The 14,304-nt window shown below is 68.6% G+C and carries 17 protein-coding genes and 1 pseudogene; 13 read left to right on the top strand and 5 right to left on the bottom strand.

The features are described from left to right. Positions 1-106 precede the first annotated feature (106 nt). Positions 107-619: pseudogene (locus tag AC1RAA_RS30120) on the top strand (class IV adenylate cyclase); the annotation flags it as partial. A gap of 33 nt (positions 620-652) precedes the next feature. Continuing rightward, the gene (locus tag AC1RAA_RS30125) at positions 653-1,291 is read left to right on the top strand and encodes an SMI1/KNR4 family protein (RefSeq protein WP_492730581.1); all 639 of its coding nucleotides are present in this window, start codon (positions 653-655) and stop codon (positions 1,289-1,291) included. Between the two features lie 55 nt (positions 1,292-1,346). On the opposite strand, the gene AC1RAA_RS30130 is transcribed toward AC1RAA_RS30125, so the two are convergent. Next, entirely contained in the window at positions 1,347-1,724 is a 378-nt protein-coding gene (locus AC1RAA_RS30130) for a MerR family transcriptional regulator (RefSeq protein WP_492730017.1), read from the bottom strand. Positions 1,725-1,820: 96 nt separating this feature from the next. On the opposite strand from AC1RAA_RS30130, the gene AC1RAA_RS30135 reads away from it, so the two are divergent. After that, positions 1,821-2,282, top strand: coding sequence for a hypothetical protein (locus AC1RAA_RS30135; RefSeq protein WP_492730016.1), 462 nt, complete (start codon positions 1,821-1,823; stop codon positions 2,280-2,282). Here AC1RAA_RS30135 and AC1RAA_RS30140 read toward each other — a convergent pair. Then, a complete protein-coding gene (locus AC1RAA_RS30140; protein WP_492730014.1) occupies positions 2,260-2,901 on the bottom strand; it encodes a GDSL-type esterase/lipase family protein in 642 nt (213 codons plus the stop codon). The two genes, AC1RAA_RS30135 and AC1RAA_RS30140, sit on opposite strands and share 23 nt — an antisense overlap. Before the next feature lie 161 nt (positions 2,902-3,062). On the opposite strand from AC1RAA_RS30140, the gene AC1RAA_RS30145 reads away from it, so the two are divergent. Genes AC1RAA_RS30145 through AC1RAA_RS30170 form a run of 6 tightly spaced genes read left to right on the top strand, consistent with a single transcriptional unit; the run spans position 3,063 to position 9,260 of the window. Further along, a complete protein-coding gene (locus AC1RAA_RS30145; protein ID WP_447739812.1) occupies positions 3,063-4,250 on the top strand; it encodes an ABC transporter substrate-binding protein in 1,188 nt (395 codons plus the stop codon). Beyond that, complete coding sequence (locus tag AC1RAA_RS30150) at positions 4,251-6,080, top strand: ABC transporter permease (protein WP_492730012.1); 1,830 nt, start codon at positions 4,251-4,253, stop codon at positions 6,078-6,080. A 17-nt stretch (positions 6,081-6,097) separates the two neighbouring features. Then, positions 6,098-6,655: an OsmC family protein gene (locus AC1RAA_RS30155; RefSeq protein WP_070061429.1), complete on the top strand. Its 558-nt coding sequence runs from the start codon at positions 6,098-6,100 to the stop codon at positions 6,653-6,655. Next, positions 6,639-7,487, top strand: coding sequence for an ABC transporter ATP-binding protein (locus AC1RAA_RS30160; protein ID WP_492730010.1), 849 nt, complete (start codon positions 6,639-6,641; stop codon positions 7,485-7,487). The genes AC1RAA_RS30155 and AC1RAA_RS30160 overlap by 17 nt, the downstream gene beginning before the upstream one ends. Then, a complete protein-coding gene (locus AC1RAA_RS30165) occupies positions 7,484-8,329 on the top strand; it encodes an ABC transporter ATP-binding protein (RefSeq protein WP_492730008.1) in 846 nt (281 codons plus the stop codon). The genes AC1RAA_RS30160 and AC1RAA_RS30165 overlap by 4 nt, the downstream gene beginning before the upstream one ends. A gap of 37 nt (positions 8,330-8,366) precedes the next feature. Beyond that, positions 8,367-9,260: a VOC family protein gene (locus AC1RAA_RS30170; RefSeq protein ID WP_492730006.1), complete on the top strand. Its 894-nt coding sequence runs from the start codon at positions 8,367-8,369 to the stop codon at positions 9,258-9,260. A gap of 4 nt (positions 9,261-9,264) precedes the next feature. Here the strand turns inward: AC1RAA_RS30170 and AC1RAA_RS30175 are convergent, their stop codons facing one another. After that, the gene (locus AC1RAA_RS30175) at positions 9,265-9,687 is read right to left on the bottom strand and encodes a winged helix-turn-helix transcriptional regulator (RefSeq protein ID WP_062473733.1); all 423 of its coding nucleotides are present in this window, start codon (positions 9,685-9,687) and stop codon (positions 9,265-9,267) included. A 110-nt stretch (positions 9,688-9,797) separates the two neighbouring features. On the opposite strand from AC1RAA_RS30175, the gene AC1RAA_RS30180 reads away from it, so the two are divergent. Next, positions 9,798-10,388: a dihydrofolate reductase family protein gene (locus AC1RAA_RS30180; protein WP_492730004.1), complete on the top strand. Its 591-nt coding sequence runs from the start codon at positions 9,798-9,800 to the stop codon at positions 10,386-10,388. 146 nt (positions 10,389-10,534) lie between these two features. Then, positions 10,535-10,996: an RcnB family protein gene (locus AC1RAA_RS30185; protein ID WP_492730002.1), complete on the top strand. Its 462-nt coding sequence runs from the start codon at positions 10,535-10,537 to the stop codon at positions 10,994-10,996. Positions 10,997-11,077: 81 nt separating this feature from the next. Here AC1RAA_RS30185 and AC1RAA_RS30190 read toward each other — a convergent pair whose 3' ends face one another. Both AC1RAA_RS30190 and AC1RAA_RS30195 read right to left on the bottom strand, forming a co-directional pair. Beyond that, complete coding sequence (locus AC1RAA_RS30190; RefSeq protein WP_070061423.1) at positions 11,078-11,347, bottom strand: hypothetical protein; 270 nt, start codon at positions 11,345-11,347, stop codon at positions 11,078-11,080. A gap of 113 nt (positions 11,348-11,460) precedes the next feature. Then, positions 11,461-12,405, bottom strand: a complete 945-nt coding sequence (locus AC1RAA_RS30195) for a CysB family HTH-type transcriptional regulator (protein WP_062473726.1) — start codon at positions 12,403-12,405, stop codon at positions 11,461-11,463. A 178-nt stretch (positions 12,406-12,583) separates the two neighbouring features. Between AC1RAA_RS30195 and AC1RAA_RS30200 the strand changes: the two genes are divergently transcribed. Beyond that, on the top strand, positions 12,584-13,186 hold the full coding sequence (locus AC1RAA_RS30200; RefSeq protein ID WP_062473724.1) for a TetR/AcrR family transcriptional regulator: 603 nt from the start codon (positions 12,584-12,586) through the stop codon (positions 13,184-13,186). Between the two features lie 216 nt (positions 13,187-13,402). Further along, on the top strand, positions 13,403-14,302 hold the full coding sequence (locus AC1RAA_RS30205) for an alpha/beta fold hydrolase (RefSeq protein WP_492730000.1): 900 nt from the start codon (positions 13,403-13,405) through the stop codon (positions 14,300-14,302). Positions 14,303-14,304: the final 2 nt, after the last annotated feature.

The raw sequence follows: 14,304 nt of genomic DNA on the forward strand, positions 1-14,304 counted from the left end.
GCAGCGAAATCAAGGAGGAGGGCGAAGCCCGGGGGACATTCGCGGAGGGAAGTACCCGGTGGCCTGTGCACGCGCCCCGAACCCAGCCTCAAGAAAACGAGAAGACATGGCCAGAAACATAGAGATCAAGGCCCGCATCGACAGCGTGGACCGCATCGCAGAAATCGCCGCAACGCTCGCCGACCAGGGCCCCATCGAGATCGCCCAGGACGACACCTTCTTCCGCTGCGAACACAGCGCCGATCGCCTCAAGCTGCGCACCTTCGCGCCCGACCGCGGCGAACTCATCTTCTACCGCCGCGCCGACAGCACCGGCCCGAAGGAATCGTTCTACCTGATCACGCCCGTTACCACGCCCGACGCGTTGCGCGAATCGCTCACGCTCGCCTGGGGCCAGGCCGGCCGCGTGCGCAAGCAGCGCCGCCTGTTCCTCGTGGGCCGCACGCGCGTGCACCTCGACCGCGTCGAAGGCCTCGGTGAATTCCTCGAACTCGAAGTGGTGCTGCAAGACGGCGAGCCCGCGGACGCCGGCGTGGCCGAAGCCCATGCGCTCATGGCCCGGCTCGGCGTCGCTGAAGACCAACTGGTGCAGGGCGCCTACGTCGACCTGTTGCGCGCGCAGGCCGCGCCTTCCAAGGCGGGAGCAACTGCGATGGAGCGTCTCGAGAAATGGCTCGAAATCAATCTCCAGGAGGTGCACGCAGACCTGGCACCAGGATGCACAGAGGCGGCCATCGCTGAGTTCGAGCGCGAAGTCGGCAGGAGCTTTCCCGCGTCGCTGAAAGACTTGTACAGAGCACACGACGGGCAGGCAGGGACTGCCAACACCGGGCCGTTCTATGGCTTGTCGTTCTTGTCGATGGCGCAGGCGAAGGGCCACTGGATCGACTGGAAGAAGATCGCCGACGAGACCTCGCCTGAGGTCATGGAGGGAGCAAGCATGTTCTCGAAGTCGGCATCGGCGGGCACCGTCAAGGAGATCTACGCGAACGCGTACTGGATTCCGTTCGCGTACGACCACGGTGGCAACTACCTCGGAGTTGATCTGGACCCGGGACCACGTGGAACGATCGGGCAAGTCATCAACTTCGGGCGAGACGAAGACGAGAAGTTCGTCGTCGCGAGTTCTGTTGCGGCCTTTCTGGAGTGGCTGGTGGACCAATTGGAATCGGGCAACTCAACGGTCAGACTCGAAGACGATGGCGGACGAAGCCTCAACACGAAGGAGCCCGAGATGTCTCATTTCCTGGACGCCATCAAGATTCTCTTTGCTTCACAGCGTGGTGCCTGAACGACTGGAGACACGCTGCGCTGAGCAAGCCGAAAGACCAGCTGGTGCAGGGCGCCTACGTCGACCTGTTGCGCGCGCAGGCCGCCTGAGCCATCGGGCAGCCGGAGGGTACGCGCGCCAGCAGGTCTTGCCGCAGCGCATTCAGCTCGGCGATCTTCTGGTCGATGACCGCGACCTTGTCGGCCAGCAGCGCCGCGATCGCATCGTCGGGCGCGGCCGATTCCCACACCGCGGGCAGGTTGTCGCCGATCTCGTGGAGGCTGAAGCCGAGCTTCTGCGCAGTGCGGATGTAGCCCACCATCTGCACGGTTTCCTTCGCATAGACCCGGTAGCCGTTGCTGCCACGTTGCGCGCGGATCAGGCCGCGCTCTTCGTAGAAGCGCAGCGTGTCGCGGCTCAAGCCCGTCGCCGAAGCCAGCTGGCCGATCTGCATGGTCGTGGTTCCTTCGCCGAAGAATGTGCTTGACCCTGGAGCGTACCCGAGGCTTTAGCTTCCGGGGCTTCTTCACTCCCTGCAGGGCTCTTCTTCATGGTCGCGCTTCCCACCTACCAACGCATCGTCCGCGCCAGCGCCTGGTACGACCTCGTGGTGACCATCGGCTTCGCCACGCCGTGGACCTTCGCCGCCGTGCACACCCTGCTGCTGTGGACCATCCAGACGCTGCAGCTGCCGGGCAGCTTTCCGGCCTTCGACCCCGTGCACATGCTGATGGCCAACCTGCTCGGTTCGGTGGTTACCGTGTGGGCCGTGCTGCGCATCCGCGATCCGCGCCTGCGCTATGGCCGCTACGACGCCGTGGCGCGTTTCCTGTTCGCGACCTGGCAGGTCTACGCCGTGACGCAGGGCGCCAGCCTGATCATCCTCGGCTTCACCGCGATGGAGCTGTTGTTCGGCGTGCTGGAGAGCCTGCCGGTGCGTGGTGCCACGGCGCGCGCATCGATGCGCGCCGACGACCGCGCCACAGGCCTCAGCGCCAGCCCGCAGTCTTGAGCTGCGCGGCGAGCTGCTCCGCCACCTGGGCGTAGCCCTTCGCGTTCGCATGGATGCGGTCCGAGCGCAGGGCCGCATCCGACAGCACGCCCGAATACACACCGGCGACCAGCAACGCCTGCCCCGACTTCGCGACCTCTTCGTAGAACGGCGCATCGCTGAGCGAGCCGACCACCGCGCGCATCGCATCGGGCGCCGGCGTGGCGAGCACCGCCACGTGCGAGGTGTGCGCGCGCGCCTGCTCGATCAACGTCGCGAGGTTCTCGCGCGTGCTGGCGGGCGACACGCCGCGCAGCATGTCGTTGCCGCCGATGCCGATCAGGATCGCGTCGTAGCTGCCGGCGGCCAGCAGTGCGGGCAGGCGCTCCAGCGCACCCGCCGAGGTGTCGCCGTTGACGCCCGCGTTCTCGACCTGCCAGCCCGTGAGCTCGCCCAGCTTCGCGGGCCACGCCGTCTCGGGCGACGCGCCGTAGCCGAAGGTCAGGCTGTCGCCCAGCGCCAGCACGCGGGCATCGGGCTTCAACGCGTTGGCTGAGGCCTTTCGTTTGCCGCACGCGGAGAGCAGCAGGGCGGTGGCCGGCACGCCGGCGAGCATCTGGAGGAGGTGGCGTCGCTTCATGTGGCGCGCAGCTTAAACGAGGCCGTGCGGCCGTTGGCGCTTGCCCCTTCGCTTGCTCGGAAAGCGCATAAGCCTCTCCGTTTTCGTTCCTTCCCGGCGCCGGGACAGCGGCGAAGAATCGCGGCCCTGCACATCCCTTCACTGCCACCGAGGTCCGCCCCATGCCGCCGCTGTTCACCCGCCATCGTTTCCTGCGCCATGCGGTCGCACTGTCCGCCGCCTTGCTCACCGCGCCGCTCGCGGCCTGGGCCGCACCCGCCAGCGGCGAGCCCGTGTGGTTCGGCGTGAGCGGTCCGCTCACCGGACAGAACGCGCAGTACGGCGCGCAGTGGAAGGCCGGCTTCGACCTTGCGCTCGAGCACATCAACGCGCAGGGCGGCATCCACGGCCGGCCGCTGGCCTACAACTTCGAGGACAGCCAGAGCGACCCGCGCCAGTCCGTCGCCATTGCGCAGAAGCTCGTGAACGACAAGCGCGTGCTCATCGAACTGGGCGACTTCTCCAGCCCCGCCTCGATGGCCGCCTCGCCCATCTACCAGCGCGCGGGCCTCGTGCAGCTGGGCTTCACCAACTCGCACCCCGACTTCACCAAGGGCGGCGACTACATCTGGAGCCCCTCGATCAGCCAGGCCGACGCGCAGCCGCTGCTGGCCGACCTCGCCGTGAAGACGCTGGGCTTCAAGCGCATCGCCGTGCTCTTCCTGAACACCGACTGGGGCCGCACCAGCAAGGACGTGCTCGTGAAGGCCGCGCAGGAGCGCGGCGCGCAGCTCGCCATTGCCGAGGGCTACCAGCCCGACGAGAAGGACTTCCGCTCGACCCTGGTGCGCGTGCGCGACGCCAACCCCGACGGCGTGGTGCTCATCTCGTACTACCCCGACGGCGCGCTCATCGCGGGCCAGGTGCGCAGCGTGGGCCTGAAGCAGCCGATCGCCGCCGTGGGCTCGGTCTACTCGCCCAAGTTCATCGAGCTCGGCGGCGCGGCCGTGAACGGCATCCACACCAACACCGCCTTCTTCCCCGAGGAGCCGCGCACCGAAGTGCAGGCCTTCGTGAAGAGCTTCCGCGCCAAGTACAGCAAGGAACCCGACGCCTTCAACGCCTATGCCTACGACGCCGTGGTGTATGCGGCCGCCGCGCTGCGCGAAGCCGGCCCCAAGGCCGACCGCAAGGCCGTGCGCGACGCGTTCTACAAGATCAAGGACGTGCCCAGCGTCATCTTCGGCAAGGCCACCTTCGACGCGCAGACGCGCCGCGTGATCGGCGTGAAGAGCGTCAACCTGGTGGTGAAGGACGGCAAGTGGGCGCAGATCGACGAGAAGGCGGCGGCGCTGGCATCGGCCAAGTAGATGAGCTTCACCTCCTTCTTCGACCACACGGTCAACGGCCTGATCATCGGCAACATCTATGCATTGCTGGCGGTCGGGCTCGCGCTGATCTTCGGCGTCTCGCACCTCATCAACTTCGCGCACGGCTCGGTCTACACCGTGGGCGCGTACATCGGCTGGGCGAGCATCACCTACCTGCACACGCCGCTGCCCATCACCATCGCGCTGGTGGTGATCGGCTCGGGCGCGCTCGGCATGCTCATCGAGCGCGTGGGCCTGCGGCCGCTGCAGGGCGCCGCGCGCATCGCGCCGCTGCTGGCCACCATCGGCATCAGCTTCGTGCTCGACATCCTCGTGCAGCTGGTGTTCAGCCCCGACCCGCGCGCGCTGCCCACGCAGCTGCCCGACTGGCGCCTGCAGATCGGCACCGGCACCATCGGCGCGCTCGACCTCTTGATTGCGGGCATCGGCATCGCGAGCGCGGCCGTGCTGTTCGGCTTCCTGCGTTTCACGAAGCTCGGCTGGGCCGTGCGCGCCACCGCGCAGGACCGCGACGCCGCGCAGCAGATGGGCGTGGACGTGAACCGCGTGAACCAGACTGTGTTCGCCATCGCCGCCGCGCTGGGCGGGCTCTCGGGCCTGCTGGTGGGCATGTACTACAACAACATCAGCCCGGCGATGAGCTTCCAGGCCACGCTCAAGGGCGTGGTGGCCACCGTGGTCGGCGGCGTGGGCAACGTGCCGGGCGCCATCGTCGGCAGCCTGCTGCTGGGGCTCATCGAAAGCTATGGCGTGGCCATTCTCGGCACGCCGTACCGCAACCTGTTTGCGTTCGCGCTGTTGCTGGTCATCCTGGTGTGGAAGCCCAACGGCCTGTTCGGTCGCCAGCGCGCGCTGCCGCCCGAGCCGCTCACCGGCACCTTCATCGCACCGAGCAAGCCGTGGCGCGTGCCGCCGCGCCTGTTGCTCGCGCTGTTCGCCGCGGCCGTGCTGCTGCCGTTGTTCGATCCGTCGCCCTATGTGCTGCAGACGCTCACCAACGCGTGGCTCTACGGTGCGCTCGCATTGAGCCTCACGCTGGTGGCCGGCACCATTGGCCAGATCTCACTGGGCCACGCGGGGCTGCTGGCCATCGGTGCGTATGCCTCGTCGCTGCTGGTGCTCGACCTGCACCTGCCGGTGGGCACGGGCATCGTGGCCGCGGGCGTGCTCACCTCGCTGATCGGCACGGCGCTGATCTTTCCGGCCTTCCGGCTGCGCGGGCACTACGTGTCGATCGCCACGCTGGGCATCGGCGAGATCGTGGCGCTCACCATCCTCAACTGGGAAAGCCTCACGCGCGGGCCCATCGGTGTCTCGGGGATTCCGCCGCTGTCGCTGTTCGGTCGCGATGCGTCGTCGAACGAGGCGATCTACTGGGCCTCGTTCGGTGCGCTGGTGCTGCTGGCCCTGCTGCAGTGGCGCCTCTTGCGCTCGCACCTGGGCCGCACCTTCCGCGCGGTGCGCGAGGACGAAGTGGCCGCGCGCGCCTACGGCGTGAGCCCCGACCGCTACAAGGCGCTGGCCTTCGGCTTCGGCGGCTTCGCGGCGGGCGTGAGCGGCGCCTTCACCGCGCACATGTACTCGTACATCAACCACGAGACCTTCGGCTCGCAGATCTCGATCCTCGCGCTCACCATGGTGATCCTCGGCGGGCTCGGGAACATCAGCGGCGCATTGCTCGGCGCGGTCGCGCTCGTGAGCCTGCCCGAGCTGTTCCGCGTGACGGCCGAGTACCGCATGTTGATCTACGGCGTGGCACTGCTTCTGTTGATCCGCTTCCGTCCCCAAGGCCTGCTCGGCACCGTCTGAAAGAACCACCAAACACCATGAGCCACCTCAACGACTACCTCGCCGAGAAACGCGCCGCCGTGCTGGCCCGCAACGCCGCCGTCGCGGCCGGCACCGCACAGCCCTCGCAGCTCAAGGCCAGCGTGCGCGCCGAAGGCCGCAGCGGCGTGCGCCGCCTGCGCATCCGCGAGCACCAGGTGATCAGCGACAGCCCGCCCGATTTCGCGGGCTACAACCTCGGCCCGAGTTCGCCCGAGTTGCAGCTGGGCGTGCTCGGCACCTGCGTGACGCACATCTTCCTGATCCAGGCGGCCGAACGCCAGGTGCCGCTCGAAAGCCTCGAGGTCGAGGTGACGGGTGTCATCGACCCGCGCGGCGGCAAGCCGGGCCACGAGCAGACGCCCATCTGGCCGCACGAGATCGGCTACACCGTGCACATCGATTCGCCCGCCAGCCGCGAAGAGATCGACGCGCTGTTCGAGGCGGTGGAGCGCAACTGCCCCATCCTCAATCTGCTGCGCAACCCGCAGGCCATTCGCGCCGAGGTGAAGCTCGTGAACTCGAAGGCGAAGGTCGCCGATGCCGTCGCTGCTTGAGGTCCGCGGCCTCGTGCGCCGCTTCGGCGGGCTCACGGCCGTCAACGCCGTCGACCTGCAGGTGGGCGAGGGCGAACTGCTGAGCGTGATCGGCCCGAACGGTGCCGGCAAGACCACGCTGTTCAACCTCGTCACCGGCCTCGACAAGCCCGACGCCGGGCAGGTGCGCTTCGACGGCCACGATATCACCGGCCTGCCCGCGCAAGAGCTCGCACAGCGCGGCCTGGCGCGTACCTTCCAGCACGGGCGCGTGTTCGCGAACCTCTCGGTGCTCGACAACGTGCTGGTCGGCGCGCACACGCGGCTGCGCGCCGTGAAACCACGTGTGGGCGGTGTGCCGGGCCTCGGGGCGCTGGCCGAGCTGGCGCTCGCGCTGGTGCAGCCAGGGGCGGTGCGGCGCGAGGAAGAAGCCCTGCGCGACGGGGCGCGCGAGATCATCGCGCTCTTCGGCGAACGCCTCACGCCGCGCACCGACCATCCGGCCTACAGCCTCTCGTACGCCAACCGCCGCCGCGTGGAGATCGCGCGTGCCCTCGCGCTGCGGCCGCGCCTGCTGCTGCTCGACGAGCCCACGGCCGGCATGAACGAGAGCGAGACGGCCGAGATGCTGGAGATCATTCGCGGCCTCAAGGCGCGCGGCCAGACCATCCTGCTGATCGAGCACAAGCTCGACCTCGTGATGCAGCTGTCCGACCGCGTGGCCGTGCTCGACGATGGCCGCAAGATCGCCGAAGGCCTGCCCGACGACGTGCGCAACGACCCCGCGGTGATCGAGGCCTACCTCGGCCATCGCCAGGTCGGCGAAGCGCAGGAAGAAGCGGTGCCCGCATGATCGCCACCGTCGCGCGCACCGGCCTGTCGCCTTCCTCCCTCTGGGGAGAAGGGAGAAACGACGATCTGCCTGAACGCGCCGTCACGCAGGCGCCGGCGAGTGCGGTTGCGCCTCTGCTGCAGCTCCAGAAGGTCAACAGCTTCTACGGCCCCGTGCAGGCGCACTTCGATCTCGACATCGAGGTGCGCAAGGGCCAGATCGTCAGCCTGCTCGGCGGCAACGCCAGCGGCAAGTCGACCACGATGAAGATCGTGCTCGGCCTGCTCAAGCCGCGTTCGGGCGAGGTCCGCTTCAACGGCGAATCGACGCTGGGCCTGAGCACGCCGCAGATCATCCGCAAGGGCATCGGCTCGGTGCCCGAGGCACGTCGCCTGTTCCCCGCGATGACCGTGCGCGAGAACCTGCTCATGGGCGCCTATGCGCGCCGCGACCGCGCGGCCGTGGCCGACGACCTGGAACGCATGCTCGAGCTGTTCCCGCGCGTGGCGCAGCGCCTGGGCTTCCTGGCCGGCACGCTCTCGGGCGGCGAGCAGCAGATGGTGGCCATGGCGCGCGCGCTCATGGGCCGGCCGCAGCTGCTGTGCATGGACGAGCCCACCATGGGCCTGTCGCCGCTGTACGTCGACAAGGTGCTCGAGCTCATCGCGCGCATCAACGCGCAGGGCGTCTCGGTCTTCATGGTCGAGCAGAACGCCAGCCTCGCGCTGCAGATCGCGCACCACGGCTACGTGCTGCAGACGGGCCGCATCGTGCTCTCGGGCCCGGCGCGTGCGCTGCTGGCCGACGCGCGCATCCGCGATGCCTACCTGGGCGGCGAGGGCGCTGCCCGCACCGCCTCCTGACCACGACGACTCCTTTGCCGCGAGGAAGACCTTCACCATGCCCCTGACCCTCGACCACGTCGTGATCGCCGTGCACGACCTCGAACGCGCCATCGCCGACTACGCCGCGCTCGGCTTCCACGTGCTGCGCGGCGGCGACCATCCGGGTCGCAGCACGCACAACGCACTCGTCGTGTTCAGCGATGGCAGCTACTTCGAACTCATCGCGTGGCGCGAACCCGCGCCCGCCGAGCGCTGGTGGCAGCTGCTGCAGCGGCACGGCGAAGGCATCGTCGATTTCGCCTTGCTGCCGCGCGACACCGCCGTCACCGTGGCCGATGCGAAGGCACGCGGCCTCGTGCTCGAAGGCCCGCTTGACGGCGGGCGCGTGCGCCCCGACGGCGAACACCTGCGCTGGCAGACCGCGCGGGCGCCGTCAGCCGACCTGCCGTTCCTGTGCGGCGACCTCACGCGGCGCGCCCTGCGCGTGCCCGAGGGCGCCGCGCGCGTGCATCCCAACGGCGTGCTCGGCGTGGCCAGCCTGGCCATTGCCGTGCGCGACCTCGACGCCACGCTGGCGCGCTACCGCGCCTTGCTGGGCACCGTGTCCGACGACACGGCCACGCACATCGGCGAGCCCGTGGCCGTGCCCGCCAGCCAGGTGCGCGTGGCGGTGATCGCATTGGGAAGCAGCGTGCTCGTGCTGTCGTCACCGCGCGACCGCGCCCCGGCGGCGGAGCTGGGCGGCGACGCGCTCGCGCAGCGCCTCGCCGTGCGCGGCGAGGGCCCTTACGCGCTGGTGCTGCACACCGACCGGCCGCAATCGACCGGCACCTTCGACCTCGCACGCGCACACGGCGCGTGGATCGAACTCGACCTGCCGCCGGTGGATGCGCTGGAGGCGCAGGGCCGCGTGCGTGCCGACGCGGCGAACAGCACGGTGGGCGGGTAGGGCCTTACCTGCCGCCCAGGTGCGCCTTGCGCAGCGCGGCCCGCATCTTCTTCTGCAGCGCCGGCCCGCCTTTTTCCAGCGCGGCCGCGGGCGCGCCGCTCTCGGCCGTCACCGGCCGGTGCTTGCGCCCCCAGATGCCGAGCTGCGTGATCACCGGCAGCAGGTCGATGCCCACCGGCGTGAGGCTGTAGAGCGCCTTCTGCTTGTGCGTGGGGTCGTCGGTCTTGCTGAGCACGCCGTGTTCGACCAGCGTGTTCAGCCGCTCGGTGAGGATGTTCGAGGAGATGCCTTCCTCGGACTGCAGGAACTCGCGGAAGTGCCGCTTGTCCGCAAACATCAGGTCGCGAACGATCAGCAGGCTCCAGCGGTCGCCGACGACTTCGAGCGCGAGGTTGATCGGGCACAGGGACTTCTGCTGGATGGCCATCGGGATTCCGCGGGTTCAAGAAACTGCTTGTATTTTCGCATCGGTTTGAGAATACTGAAACTGCTTGCATTTCGAGATCGGTTTGCGCAAGCGACCTGAAGGAGACTCCGATGCGAAAGCTCATCGTGCAAATGCAGATGTCGGTCGACGGGTTCGTCTCGCCGGCCAACGGCGACCTCGACTGGCAGCTGTGGGGCTGGGGCGACCGGTGGCGCTGGGACGCGGCGCTCAAGCGTGACTTCAACGCCGTGTTCGCGGGCGTCGACACGCTCCTGCTGAGCCGCAAGATCATCGAAGAGGGCTACCTCGACCACTGGGGCCGCGCCGCGACGCGCTTTCCGGCGAACCCCGACTACGCCTTTGCCCAGCGGGTGGTTGACGCACGCAAGGTCGTGCTCACCAACAAGCTGCAGGCCTCGCGCTGGGAGCGCACCGACATCGCACGCGGTGCCATGGCCGACGAAGTGAATGCGCTCAAGCACCAGCCGGGCCAGGACATCCTCACCATCGGCGGTGTTGGTTTCGCGTCGTCGCTCACGTCGGCAGGGCTGGTCGACGAGTTCCAGTTCTTCGTGAACCCCACGGCCGTCGGCGCGGGCCGCTCGGTGTTCCACGACACGCGCCATGGCCACGCGCTGCGCCTGCTCGGATCGAGGGCCTACGACTGCGGCATGGTGGTGAACCGCTACGCGCCCGCGTGAAGTACGTCACGCGCGTGCAGGACAACACGCCGCGGAGATACCTGCGCTTACCGGATTTCATCTGACGGTGACCTGACGCACCCGAAGCAGACACACGCGCTGCCCAGAATGGAAGCGTCATCACAGACACACCAAAGGAGTTCCAGATGATCTTCCGTACCAAGCGCTTCACCACTGCCGCCGTTGCGGCGCTCGCAATGTCCCTGGCAGCAGGCAGCGCGCTGGCGCAAGATCGCCGGGGCGACGACCAACGCCCGGGCGGCGGGCGCTACGAGCAGCGCGATGACCACCGTCCTGGCGGCGGTCGTTATGACCAGCGCGACGATCACCGTTCGCACCGCGGCCCCCACGCCGGCTACCGCGGCGACCAGGACTTCCGCGACGGCCGCCAGTTCGACCGCCGGGGCTTCCCGCAGCCGCACACCGAGTGGCGTCGCGGCGGCCGCGTGCCGACCGAGTACCGGGGCCGCAACTACGTGGTGAACGACTGGCGCGCCTACCGCCTGCAGCAGCCGCCGCGCGGCTACCAGTGGGTGGGTGTGGGCGGCGACTATGTGCTCGCGGCCATTGCCACCGGCCTCATCGCGCAGATCATTGCGGGTCAGTAAGCCTTCGCACCGCGTTCACGTCACGCACATGCAAAAACCGCCACAGGGGACTGTGGCGGTTTTTCTTTGGGGAGGAGGGTGTCAGGCCACCGCGGTGGCGGCCGACTGGGCGCACACGTTGCGCCCGGTGATGGTGAGGCGCAAACCGCCGCCATGCCATTCGAGCCAGTTGAGATCGACGTACGCGTCGATGTCGCGATCGTCGATGCGATCGGCCTGGCGGCTTTGCAGCAGCTCGACCGTGGCGGGCAGGGCACGTTTCAGGCGTTCGCGTTTCTCCGCTGCATCGGCCGCCTTTTGGGCGGCCCGGGTGGCCTGTAGTTGCTGCTGCTGCTGCGAAGTCGATGCCATTGCTGATCCGTTCCGGGAGCCAAGGAATTAACCCGAATGTACGCCGCTTGTGTGAAGCTGCGCGCATTCTTTTCAACCCTGGAGCCGGAAGTGTCGATTTCGTTGCGCTTGAGCTAAATCTCGTAGTGAGACACCTTGACCTCGTCGCCCAAGGCCTTCTCGACAATCGCGCGCGTCAATGTCGGCGCAAACGACTCGATGAACGCGTAGACATATTTGCGCAGGTAGGTGCCGCGTCGCACCGCCAGCTTGGTGAGGTTGATGCCGAACAGCCGCCCCGCATCGAGCGCGCGCAGCTGCGTGTCGCGCTCGGCCTCGTAGGCCACGCCGGCGACGATGCCCACGCCCAAGCCCAGCTGCACATAGGTCTTGATGACGTCGGCGTCCATCGCGGCCAGCACGATGTTGGGCTGCAGGCCGCGCTGCTCGAAGGCCTCGTCGATGCGCGAGCGGCCCGTGAAGCCGGTGTCGTAGGTGATCAGCGGGTGTTGCGTGAGCGCCTCCAGCGTGAGCGGCGCGTCGAGCAGCGGATGCCCGGGCGGCACGATCACCGAGTGCGTCCAGCGGTAGCAGGGCAGGGCGACCAGCTGCGGGTAGTCGCCCAGCGCCTCGGTGGCAATGCCCACGTCGGCCTCGCCGTCGAGCAGCATCTGCGCGATCTGCTTGGGCGAGCCCTGGTGCAGGTGCAGTTTCACGTTCGGAAACTGCGCGCGGAATTCCTGCACCGCCACCGGCATCGCATAGCGCGCCTGCGAGTGCGTGGCCGCCACCGAGAGCAGGCCGCTTTGCTGCGCCACGAACTCCTGGCCCGCGTGCTTGAGGTTGCTGCTTTCCATCAGCATGCGTTCGATGATCGGCAGCACGTGCCCGCCGGGCTCGGTGAGGCCCGTGAGCCGCTTGCCGGCCCGCACGAAGAGCTCGATGCCGAGTTCTTCCTCGAGTTCGCGGATCTGCCGGCTCACGCCGGGCTGCGAGGTGTGAAGGGTGTGGGCGACCTCGGTCAGGTTGAAGCCGCAACGAACGGCCTCGCGTACCGAGCGCAGTTGTTGAAAGTTCATCGGGCGCGCAGGAGGTGAAAAGAGGTCCGGACCCCGGGTCGGGGCCGACCGGCGATTCTCGGCAGAAGCGCTTATGCGGGGAACGATGCGTTTGTTGGTTTCACATGAGCAAAACATCTATGAGGCCCTTCTGCGTGGGAAGGTTGATATTTCGCACGACTGTGCTAAAGTTCGCCGCATGGACGCCAAGACCCAGAAAAGCGAACTCACCCGCGCCGCCATCGTCGGCGCGGCGATGCACCTCGCGCTGGCCGAGGGGCTGGAGGCGATCTCGCTGCAGGCCGTGGCGAGCCGGCTGGGGCTGTCCAAGAGCGGTGTGTTCTCGCGCGTGGGGTCGCGCGAGGCGCTGCAGAAGGCCGTCATCGAGGAGTACGGCCGCGGCTTCCTGGCCGAGGTGTTCGTGCCCGCCATGCAGAAGCCCAAGGGCCTGCCCCGCCTGAACGACATCGTCGCGCGCTGGATCGCCCGCACGCGCGACGTCGAAGCGCAGAACGGTTGCCTCTACGTGGCCGGCGCCTTCGAGTTCGACGACCGCGAAGGCGAGCTGCGCGACCTGCTCTTCGACGAGATCACGCGCTGGCGTGCCGCGCTGCGCCGCACGGTGCTGCAGGCGGTCGAGACGGGCGAGCTCCAGGCCGACACCGACCCGGCCCAGCTCGTGAGCGAGATCAACGGGATCATGATGAACCAGCTGCACGACGCGCGTTTCCTGCGCGACGGGCATGCGGCCGAGCGCGCGGGCCAGACCTGGCAGCGCCTTCTTTCCAGCTACCGCGCCTGAGGCGCACCCGCAGACGACGGCCACCGCCTCTTCGTTTGCCTCAATTTCGCACCACCGTGCGATAAAAAGGAGAAGCACCATGCTGATCATTGCCCTCTTTCTCGCCGCCTACGCGGTGCTCCTCGGTGTGCGCGGCGTGCAGGACACGTTGCGCAGCCTGCCGCGCAGCAACCAGGACTGGGTCTGGTACTGAGCCCCTGAACGAAAGCCTTCCCCATGACCACCACCACCCACACCACCGCCCCCGTGGGCTACTACAGCGCCAGCCCGCTGATGCGCGCGATGCGCTTCGGCCTCGGCGCCTCGCAGCGCCTGTGGCCCGCGCTCGGCGTGCGCGCGGCCTACCGCGTGTTCGGCACGCCGCTGCCGCCCAAATGGCTGTACCGCGGCCAGCAGCCCGGTACCGACTGGCGCCGCGAGGCCTGGTCCTTCGAAGACGCGAACCTGGGCATCTACCACCTGGCCGCACAGGACTCGGGCGCCGAGTCGGCGCCGGTCGTGCTGCTGGTGCACGGCTGGGGCGGCCACGCGGGCCAGATGCTGCCGCTGGCGCAGGCCGTGGCTGCGCAAGGCCTGCGGCCCGTGCTGCTGGAGATGCCGGCGCACGGCCGCAGCGCGGGCACGGCCAGCAACCTGCCGCAGTTCGCGCGCGCCATCGACTACGTGGCGGCGCGGCTCGGTGCCGACGGGCATGTGCTGCGCGCGGCGGTCGCGCATTCGCTGGGGGCCAATGCACTGGCCTATGCGGCGGGGCGCGGGTTGCCGGCGCAGCGGCTGGTGCTGCTGGCACCCCCCGCGTCGCCGCGCGAGTACACGCGCTACTTCGCGCAGGTGTTCGGCCTCAGCGAGCGCACGCGCGCCGGCATGCAGCGCCTGATCGAGGCGCGCGAGGGCATCCTGATGCAGCAGCTGGAGCCCGCCGCCGTGGGCCCGCGCATCGCGCAGCCGACGCTCATCGTGCATGACCGCGACGACCGCGTGAACCGCTTCGCCGACGCCGAGGCCTTTCGCGATGCGATCGTCGGCGCGCGGCTCTTTCCCACGCAGGGCTGGGGCCATCGCCGCATCCTCAAGGAGCAGGCCGTGCTCGCGCAGGTCACGCAGTTCCTGGCGTAGCG

Source organism: Variovorax sp. GW823-FHT04F07, assembly GCF_058795995.1.

What these genes read in the sequence shown, in the direction of transcription:
- AC1RAA_RS30185 (WP_492730002.1), top strand. Translation starts at nt 10,535, where the DNA reads ATGATCTTCCGTACCAAGCGCTTCACCACTGCCGCCGTTGCGGCGCTC.
- AC1RAA_RS30130 (WP_492730017.1), bottom strand. Translation starts at nt 1,724, where the DNA reads ATGCAGATCGGCCAGCTGGCTTCGGCGACGGGCTTGAGCCGCGACACG.
- AC1RAA_RS30155 (WP_070061429.1), top strand. Translation starts at nt 6,098, where the DNA reads ATGAGCCACCTCAACGACTACCTCGCCGAGAAACGCGCCGCCGTGCTG.
- AC1RAA_RS30180 (WP_492730004.1), top strand. Translation starts at nt 9,798, where the DNA reads ATGCGAAAGCTCATCGTGCAAATGCAGATGTCGGTCGACGGGTTCGTC.
- AC1RAA_RS30165 (WP_492730008.1), top strand. Translation starts at nt 7,484, where the DNA reads ATGATCGCCACCGTCGCGCGCACCGGCCTGTCGCCTTCCTCCCTCTGG.
- AC1RAA_RS30190 (WP_070061423.1), bottom strand. Translation starts at nt 11,347, where the DNA reads ATGGCATCGACTTCGCAGCAGCAGCAGCAACTACAGGCCACCCGGGCC.
- AC1RAA_RS30145 (WP_447739812.1), top strand. Translation starts at nt 3,063, where the DNA reads ATGCCGCCGCTGTTCACCCGCCATCGTTTCCTGCGCCATGCGGTCGCA.
- AC1RAA_RS30205 (WP_492730000.1), top strand. Translation starts at nt 13,403, where the DNA reads ATGACCACCACCACCCACACCACCGCCCCCGTGGGCTACTACAGCGCC.
- AC1RAA_RS30125 (WP_492730581.1), top strand. Translation starts at nt 653, where the DNA reads ATGGAGCGTCTCGAGAAATGGCTCGAAATCAATCTCCAGGAGGTGCAC.
- AC1RAA_RS30200 (WP_062473724.1), top strand. Translation starts at nt 12,584, where the DNA reads ATGGACGCCAAGACCCAGAAAAGCGAACTCACCCGCGCCGCCATCGTC.
- AC1RAA_RS30195 (WP_062473726.1), bottom strand. Translation starts at nt 12,405, where the DNA reads ATGAACTTTCAACAACTGCGCTCGGTACGCGAGGCCGTTCGTTGCGGC.
- AC1RAA_RS30170 (WP_492730006.1), top strand. Translation starts at nt 8,367, where the DNA reads ATGCCCCTGACCCTCGACCACGTCGTGATCGCCGTGCACGACCTCGAA.
- AC1RAA_RS30135 (WP_492730016.1), top strand. Translation starts at nt 1,821, where the DNA reads ATGGTCGCGCTTCCCACCTACCAACGCATCGTCCGCGCCAGCGCCTGG.
- AC1RAA_RS30175 (WP_062473733.1), bottom strand. Translation starts at nt 9,687, where the DNA reads ATGGCCATCCAGCAGAAGTCCCTGTGCCCGATCAACCTCGCGCTCGAA.
- AC1RAA_RS30160 (WP_492730010.1), top strand. Translation starts at nt 6,639, where the DNA reads ATGCCGTCGCTGCTTGAGGTCCGCGGCCTCGTGCGCCGCTTCGGCGGG.
- AC1RAA_RS30140 (WP_492730014.1), bottom strand. Translation starts at nt 2,901, where the DNA reads ATGAAGCGACGCCACCTCCTCCAGATGCTCGCCGGCGTGCCGGCCACC.
- AC1RAA_RS30150 (WP_492730012.1), top strand. Translation starts at nt 4,251, where the DNA reads ATGAGCTTCACCTCCTTCTTCGACCACACGGTCAACGGCCTGATCATC.